This window comes from Wolbachia endosymbiont of Onchocerca gibsoni (genome assembly GCF_029169405.1).
Classification (GTDB): domain Bacteria; phylum Pseudomonadota; class Alphaproteobacteria; order Rickettsiales; family Anaplasmataceae; genus Wolbachia.
This window is the reverse complement of sequence record NZ_JABUMP010000001.1, coordinates 448978-457118: the sequence shown is the minus strand read 5'-3', so window position 1 is coordinate 457118 and position 8141 is coordinate 448978. Positions and strand designations below refer to the sequence as shown.

Annotated in this window: 5 protein-coding genes and 1 tRNA gene; all 6 read left to right on the top strand. The window is 30.6% G+C overall.

Annotated elements, in window-relative coordinates:
• The first annotated feature begins 1008 nt into the window (after positions 1-1008).
• Positions 1009-1317 carry a 50S ribosomal protein L21 gene (gene rplU / locus HSX44_RS01725; RefSeq protein WP_275602039.1) on the top strand — a complete coding sequence of 103 codons (309 nt, stop codon included), beginning with the start codon at positions 1009-1011 and terminating at the stop codon, positions 1315-1317.
• A gap of 3 nt (positions 1318-1320) precedes the next feature.
• Positions 1321-1590, top strand: coding sequence for a 50S ribosomal protein L27 (gene rpmA / locus HSX44_RS01720; RefSeq protein WP_275602038.1), 270 nt, complete (start codon positions 1321-1323; stop codon positions 1588-1590).
• A gap of 9 nt (positions 1591-1599) precedes the next feature.
• Positions 1600-1676: transfer RNA gene (locus HSX44_RS01715), tRNA-Ile, on the top strand.
• A gap of 2366 nt (positions 1677-4042) precedes the next feature.
• Positions 4043-5224, top strand: a complete 1182-nt coding sequence (gene metK, locus HSX44_RS01710; RefSeq protein WP_275602037.1) for a methionine adenosyltransferase — start codon at positions 4043-4045, stop codon at positions 5222-5224.
• A 1250-nt stretch (positions 5225-6474) separates the two neighbouring features.
• Positions 6475-7302 (top strand): cytochrome c oxidase subunit 3, encoded by an 828-nt coding sequence (locus HSX44_RS01705; RefSeq protein ID WP_275602036.1) that lies wholly within the window; start codon positions 6475-6477, stop codon positions 7300-7302.
• Positions 7303-7792: 490 nt separating this feature from the next.
• The gene (locus HSX44_RS01700; protein ID WP_275602034.1) at positions 7793-8089 is read left to right on the top strand and encodes a BolA/IbaG family iron-sulfur metabolism protein; all 297 of its coding nucleotides are present in this window, start codon (positions 7793-7795) and stop codon (positions 8087-8089) included.
• The last annotated feature ends 52 nt before the right edge of the window (positions 8090-8141 follow it).

Below are 8141 nucleotides of genomic sequence, written 5' to 3'. Positions count from 1 at the left end.
GGTATAAGGTGGGCAAGGAAATTATCAACAAAGAATCAAAGACTTTATTAAGATGATGTTTGAGGAAGAATTATTTTAAGGTGAATAAATGATATGTTAGTCAAAAAGTTCAACTATGTTGGCGGCAATGAAACCTTTTGCAGAGCTTTTTAAAAAAGTGGAATACTGGGTTAGTACTTTAAGTGAGGTAAAAGAGGACTAAGATGAAACAAGTGGTAATCAAAAAAGAACCGAAGTGGACTGTGTGAAAGAGATGTACAAGCTACTTGTATAAAAGTAGTGAAACATTAAAAGGAATATACATAGCAGCACAAGATGACGAGCAAAGATTTTAAGAAAGTTTATATTTTAATTGCTTTTCGTGATAATGAGAGAAGCAAAAGATGAAAAAAACTGTGTAGTGCTGTTAAGTTATTTAATAGATACTCAATAATTAGATTAAGGAAAGGAATAGTAAATATTCACAGACCGGTGCAAGAAGTGGCAATAGGGATGAGGTACAAAAGAAAGATAAAAAAATAGGTAAAGATTCTAATGATAATTATAAAATTGATAAATTATAATATAATACAATGTGAGGTGTATTATACCTGCTTAGTGGTATGCAGGTAAGCACAGTAAGTTAATTTATAATTCTATTATACCNNNNTACAATGAACAAAAATATATATCATTTTAAATAAATAAAGATACCTAATATCAACATTAAAGATAAAAATAACAACACTCCGCTATACTTGGTTGATTAAGGAAAAAAAATTATGTAGCACAAAAATGTTACCAACACATAATATGAATGTTGACGCTGAAAATAATGAAAGTATGATAAGATTATATTGTGACGTGAGACATAACACTAAGAGCTCATGGAATTGCTGTAGCTTATGGTACATTCGTATATTTACTGGAGGCGTTTAATGTAACTTAGGTAGAATCATTTGTCTTGACAGCATATATGACATCCTTTACGATTACAATCAAAGTTAACAGTAAAAGTGTATATTTGATATGTTTGCAGTTATTGAAACAGGCGGAAAGCAGTACTTAGTAAAAAAGGGTAGTGTGATAAAAATAGAGAAATTAAAGGCTGAGGAAGGAAAGGAGGTAGAGGTCGGTAAAGTAATTTATCTTTCAGATAACGATTCATCTTATTCACTTAATGCCACTGTTAAAGCTAAAGTACTTGAACAATGTAAAGAAGAAAAGGTCATAATTTTTAAAAAGAAGAGAAGAAAAAATTACCGTAGAAAAACTGGTCATAGACAGCATGTGACTGTTCTTTCCATTAATGAAATTAACTTCAAAGATAAGAGGTAGGATATGGCAACCAAAAAATCAGGTGGTAGTTCCTGTAATGGTAGAAATTCTGCAGGTCGTAGGTTAGGAATAAAAAAAAATGGGAAAGTTACTCCTGGTAATATAATTGTCCGTCAAAGGGGAACAAAATTTCATCCTGGAAAAAATGTTGGTATGGGTAAAGATCATACGATTTTTGCTAAAGTGGAAGGATGGGTTAAGTTTAGAAAGTCAATGAATAAAAAAACTTTTATTGACATTTTGCCCGCGAATGATGTGCAAGTTTCAGCTTGAGTAAATCAGGGGTCTGTAGCTCAGCTGGTTAGAGCACACGTCTGATAAGCGTGAGGTCGGAAGTTCAACTCTCCCCAGGCCCACCAATCTTTTTTGTCTGAACTTTTCTCTATGATTAGTTTGCTATAGCTCGAAACCTGCTACAATAACAACTTCTACTTCTCAAAATATTCATTTTTAAAAAGAATAATTGCTTCCTTTCAAATTTCCTTTTTTTCTTCTCTTTTGCTACTACTCGCTACACAACAAAGCCTGCGACTGATATATCACTATATAAAGCCTGGTTTATCCTATTTTCCTGTTTTTTATTTTCTTCTAATCAAAACTAGAAGTTAGAATAACTTTGCAGATTTAAAGTGACAACGGTATGATATATTCACCAGTAAGAAGTATTAAATAAAAATAGCGTGACAAATATTAGGAACTTGGCTGTCCACTGTTAGATCATTTTAGGAATATCATGTTTATCATCTGCTTTTTTAGACAATTAGCTTCCTAATCAGGTTAGACCAGTAAAAAAATCAGCAATGAGCTTGTTGCTATAAAATTAATTACTTCTTTAAAACTGGCTTTCCCAATAAAAATTGTTTCGGTATGTGTCTCTGCTCTGCTTCTTCAAGCTTGCGTTTCAAGCCTTCAAAAAAAAAAAATTGATCTTATTCTTACATTACTCTCCTATATTCTCGCTATTTTCCAAGTGACAAAGATATTCTCTAGATGTTACTCACTTCTCTTTTTTCAATAGACAATCTTAGAATTTTTTACTACTTAAATACATATCGGTACTGATAAATAAAGGTAAATCGCCCTTTTACATTAACTTTAGTATTAAAATTGTATAACAATACTCTAGAGATAACGAGACCAAGCTCCTTATCTTATTCTCCTAGAAATTAACACTTTAACTTAATCTTGTTTACTGAAATTTACTTATCTTCACTAAATGATTTACTGTTAACTTTATTAACATCAAAGTGTTCAACAAAGTAAGCCTTTGCACCACTATTTCAAAGTTAGCAGATTTTACTCATTTTCTATAATTTCCATAAATTGACAGGTACTTTCAAATCTGAAGATGGATACTGAATTGCTATTAAAATAAGCAAGTTTATTACCAGTCCTATTATAAATAGGAACAACATGATTACTTGTACTAAGTAAATAGCAAAATTACTTTTAGTTTCAGTTTATAGCTTGATGCTCATTGGGTATCTTATAACTAAGCCTGAATTAGGCTCAGATGTAAACTGTTCGTTAAAGTCTACCTGTTTTTCAAAGTTATTAAGTAACTTACTCAAGGCGAAAGTTTCTCTCTCTCACTTTTTCGATGTTCATCTACCCTGTGGCACGATACGCTTATGAATTTTAGTTAAGGTTTCTAAGTTGTTTAGAAGCAATTTGTTGCCTTGTGATAATAAAGTTTGAAATAAGCTACGTGTAATTACTGTATGTTCACTATACATTTTAACTCCATGTTCCTTAAAAAAGTAAATTAGAAAACTTATTTTATATCTGCATTAAAAATGCTACATAAAAACCTTTCTTGTTGCTTTTTCTTAAAATGTGTTAATAGCATGATATAGCTTTTATAAGGAAAAAGTAATACCGCATCACTTGAATAACTCTTTCTGACAGTGTCGAGTGATCTTCTTGAGTAGCAAAGTATAATAGTGTAAACCTATTTCTCTGATAATATTAATATTTGCTCCTTTTCTAATAAAGAGTTTTACAATTTTTAAATATTTCCCTTGAGCAAGTGAAATACAAAGATGTCCAAACTCTCTTTATCAGTATAATTAACACATTTGATCCTTTTAGTTGAGGAGAAATTCTACTATGACATTCTCATCTCCATTTAAAGCGGCAATATGTATAAAGCCTCAGATCCAGAATACTAAACGCAACATAAGCATTTATCCTCCCCCTACAAAGAGAATCTTATAACCTCCAATTCACCATAATAGGAAGCGTAACACAGCAGTGTATAATGATCTATACTAATACTTACTTCTTGACGCAAATAAAGCTTAGAAAAGTTAGAAACATTTACACATGCACTATAATACTTTCATCTAGAAAAATTTCTATAATGTCTTATTGGTTAATGTATCTTTTTCACTTTACTAAGTATCGCTCACAAACTAGGAAAGATCATCTAAGTTTTAACCTCTCATTTAGTAGAGTTTGATTGGAGTTAGTGACAATAAAAAATCTTTTATTGACTTAATTAAACTTTATTCTGTTAATTTAGATTAATTTTTCTGTTAGCTCTCAACACAGTAAATGTCTTAACTGAATAGAAGGCGGTAAAAAACGCATCCTATATAGTCTAGTTTATCAAATTAGTAAGGCCACGAGAGATGGCTTTTTGTACCATAAGGTCCATTCCGACTAGCAATTACTAACTATAGTTTCTATAATAACTCTTATTGTATAAATAAAAAACTAAAGAATGAGTTTATATAAAAATTTAATAACTAGTGAATCAGTTGCAGCTGGTCATCCAGATAAAGTGGCAGATCAAATTTCAGATGCAATACTTGACGAATATCTTTTCTCTGACCCTAACTCACGAACTGCAATAGAAACTTTAGTCACCAAAGATAATGTTATTATAGCGGGAGAGATATCTGGACCTAATATTGAAAATGGCAGAATTGAAAATATTGTAAGGAATACAATAAAAAATATTGGTTACGAGCACGATGGTTTCCACTGGAGAAAGGTGGAAGTAAATATATTATTACATAAACAATCAAATGACATTGCAGCAGGAGTGGATCAAGGCGCTGGGGATCAGGGCATAATGTATGGCTATGCAACAACAGAGACAGAGAGCCTTATGCCGGCACCCATTTTTTATGCGCATTCAATTCTGAAAAATATCATGAATGCAGTTAGAAAAGAAAAACTTGGGCCAGATGCAAAATCGCAGGTCACCTTAGTGTATGAGAACAATCTTCCAGTGCGTGCTGAAAGTATTGTTGTTTCAATACAACATCCAGAAGAACTGGATCAGTTAAAAGTAAGAAAAACAATTTACCCTTACATAGTTTCGTCTTTACCTAAAGGGTGGATGTGCCCTGAGGAGAATCTACTAGTTAATCCAACTGGTAGGTTCGTTATTGGTGGACCTGCTGGCGATTGTGGATTAACTGGACGAAAAATTATGGTTGATACTTATGGAGGGCATATCCCACATGGTGGAGGAGCGTTTTCCGGAAAAGATGCAACAAAAGTTGATAGATCTGGAGCTTATATGGCAAGATATCTTGCTAAAAATATTGTTTTTGCAGGCTTAGCTGAGCGTTGTCTTGTGCAGCTTTCTTATGCAATTGGTATATCAAAACCTACTTCATTCTACATTGATACATTTGGTACAAATATGGTGGATGAAAAAAGGATTAAAAAGTTTATTGAAAGTAATATAGATTTATCGACTAAAGGTATCATTAAACATTTATCCCTTAACCGTCCTATATATAAACGTACATCCTATTATGGACACTTCGGTAAAAAATCAGGAGAAGATGGTGGATTTTCTTGGGAAGACACAAATTTGTCTAGTGCTCTTCATAGAGAATTTAATATAGAAAGCAATAAAAAGATTTCTTTAGACTGCCAAAATTTTTGATTTAACTTGATATTGATATACTATACTAGCTTAGTATAATTAGCACTTTTATAATAATAATGCTATACTAACAGCAATTTTCATTTATGAGGCAATGAAGTGCATAATAAAACAAAGGAAGGATCATATGACATAGCTATAAAAAAATCATCAGATTTTATCGATGAAATAAAAGAACATCCTTTTTAAGATTGAGTCAGCAAACAACGCGTTAGACTATAAAAAATTCAAATCCTACTACCAGCAGTTTTTTTNTATATAGTCAATCATTGCACTCGTGCTTTATTAATTATTGTAACCAAAGTTGATGCATTGAGATAATAAATAGGCCAACTTATATAGTTGGTAGTACTTCTGTTCACAGGTTGTAACTTATCTGATAACCATGAAAAGTCATGGTCTTGCTTAGTAGCTTTTATTACTTCCTTATACATATTGCATATCATAATTCTGTTACTTAAAAGTTGAGCAGCACCTTGCTTATACTTCTTTATGTATTAAAGAGTTATTTTGCCATATTGTAAAAGGTAACACTACTACTAACAACAAATATCAGAAATGGATATAAACTTTTTTAGCACTGATATAATAAATAACATAATCGATAATACAAGATAATATGATCAAAATCACGAACAGTCTGTCTGTATAAAAAAAATACAATAATGATAACGAAAAAACATGTTAGAATCTTTTGTAATAAACTACAGCTTGAAATAGAGTTTTAAAACGAAATAATGGTTGTAGCACAACTTGCTAATATGCTAACCTAGCATAGAATTATTCATATCGAAACCCTAGTTTTTTAGCATTTTTATATGCTTAATAATATAACCAAGAATTGCTGTTAGTTAACTTTTTAATATTAAATTAATGAGCAGTATTCTAAAAGAGATATTTGTGACACTATAATAGTTTTGCAGTCTTGCAGATTTATATGCAAGATTATCATTGATAATATAGGAAGTAGATTTAAGAAAATAATAGATATGAAGAGGATAGTTTGATTTTTGTAGCAAGTAGTTTAATAAAATACGAATGTATCACTTTAGGAAATATTATTGGTGGGCATTATAAAAATTTGGTAATAATGAAAGAAACAGAATGCTTGAGCTATTTAAAATAAGTATACAATATGAATTAGATTATTAACAACACACATGCAATTTCCTAAAATTTAATCAATTTCTTAAGCAGCATTGACAATTTAAAGTTAATTTGTATGCTTAATCTTTATTCTTAAAGATGGTATGAGAAGTAAAGAACATGATTTTCATTTAGTGGATCCAAGTCCTTGGCCAATTGCTATATCAGCAGCAATTCTTATTCTTGTGCTTGGATTAGTTAGCACATTCCATAAACAAATTTCTGGGATATTTGGTTTAATTTTAGGAATCTCTACTATATCAGGAGTGTTGTTTTATTGGTGGAAGGACGTAATAAAAGAAGCTATTTATGATAAATGCCATACCGCAATTGTAAAACATGGACTCAAGATTGCAATGTATTTATTTATCCTTTCAGAAGTTATGTTTTTTGTGTCATTCTTTTGTTCATTCTTTAAAGCCTGGCTTGATCCAGTTTTTTTATTTGAAGGATTTTCTCCCACAGATAAAGTTAAATGGCCTCCTAGAGGAATTTTACCTCTTAATCCGTGGTCATTACCGTTCATGAATACATTAGTATTATTACTTTCTAGTACAACAATCACCTCGGCACATCACTTTTTACTTAAAAACGATAAAGAGAGTATGGTTAAAATGTTGTCTATAACTATATTGCTTGGGGTATTTTTTACAATAGTGCAAGCAATAGAGTATCATGAGGCAAGTTTTTCTCTACAAGAAACAGGAGAAAAACTAATCTATGTATCCAATTTTTATATGATTACTGGATTTCACTGTGTGCACGTTATAATAGGAATAATATTCTTATTAGTGTGTTTATTTAGAGCTCAGAAAGATCAATTTACACCTCAAGATCATTTATGCTTTGAATTTGCTTCTTGGTACTGGCATTTTGTAGATGTAGTCTGGATATTTGTGTTTGTGTTTGTATATTGGTTAAGCGTTTATTGAATGGTTAAAATAATAGATCTTGATCACGGATAAGTAAAGACTGGATAGTTATTATTAATTTAAGTAAAAAAAGTAGTATTGAATTTTGGGTAGTAACATTGGTAAACACACCTACATATAGTTTTTGAACAATTAAAAAAGTTAATTTCTTTATATTCTCCAAATGAAGCTCAGCGGAGAAAATTTTTTTAATAAAAATCTAAAAATCTTTGCTAACTTTACAATATGCAAGAGAAATCATAATTTTAGTGTTAGAAATGACAGAGCTGATCATAAATGAATATGACGTGAATTATATAAAAAAGTACTGGAAATGGCCACACTAATAAAGATCAGATTATATTTATGGTGAGATAGGTGATTGACAACTTAAATATAAAATGTCACCATGCTACTGATGTTCTTGCTATAGCAATTTGTCCTTTTTATACGAAAGGTTCTAATTTTTATTAAATAGTTTTAACATGAGGTTCAACATTCCGACAACAATATGAGTATCATTAAAGTGATAAAAGAAAAAATACGAAATTCAATAGATATAATTGATATTGATATTATTGATGAGTCTATAGAACATGCAGATCATTATTTTGCTTCATCTTCAGCATTACCTTCACATATCAGGCTAATATTAATATCTAATAGCTTTATCGGAATGAACGCTTTAAAAAGACACAGATTGATTTATGGATTACTAAAAAGCGAAATAGAGCTAATACATGCAATTTCTCTTCATTTCTATACGCAAAGCGAATATAATGTTAAAAACAAAATAGTAAAAGTATGAAAGAAGAATCTTTATTGATTAAAGCAGGAAGAAAATTCAATGACTATAAAGG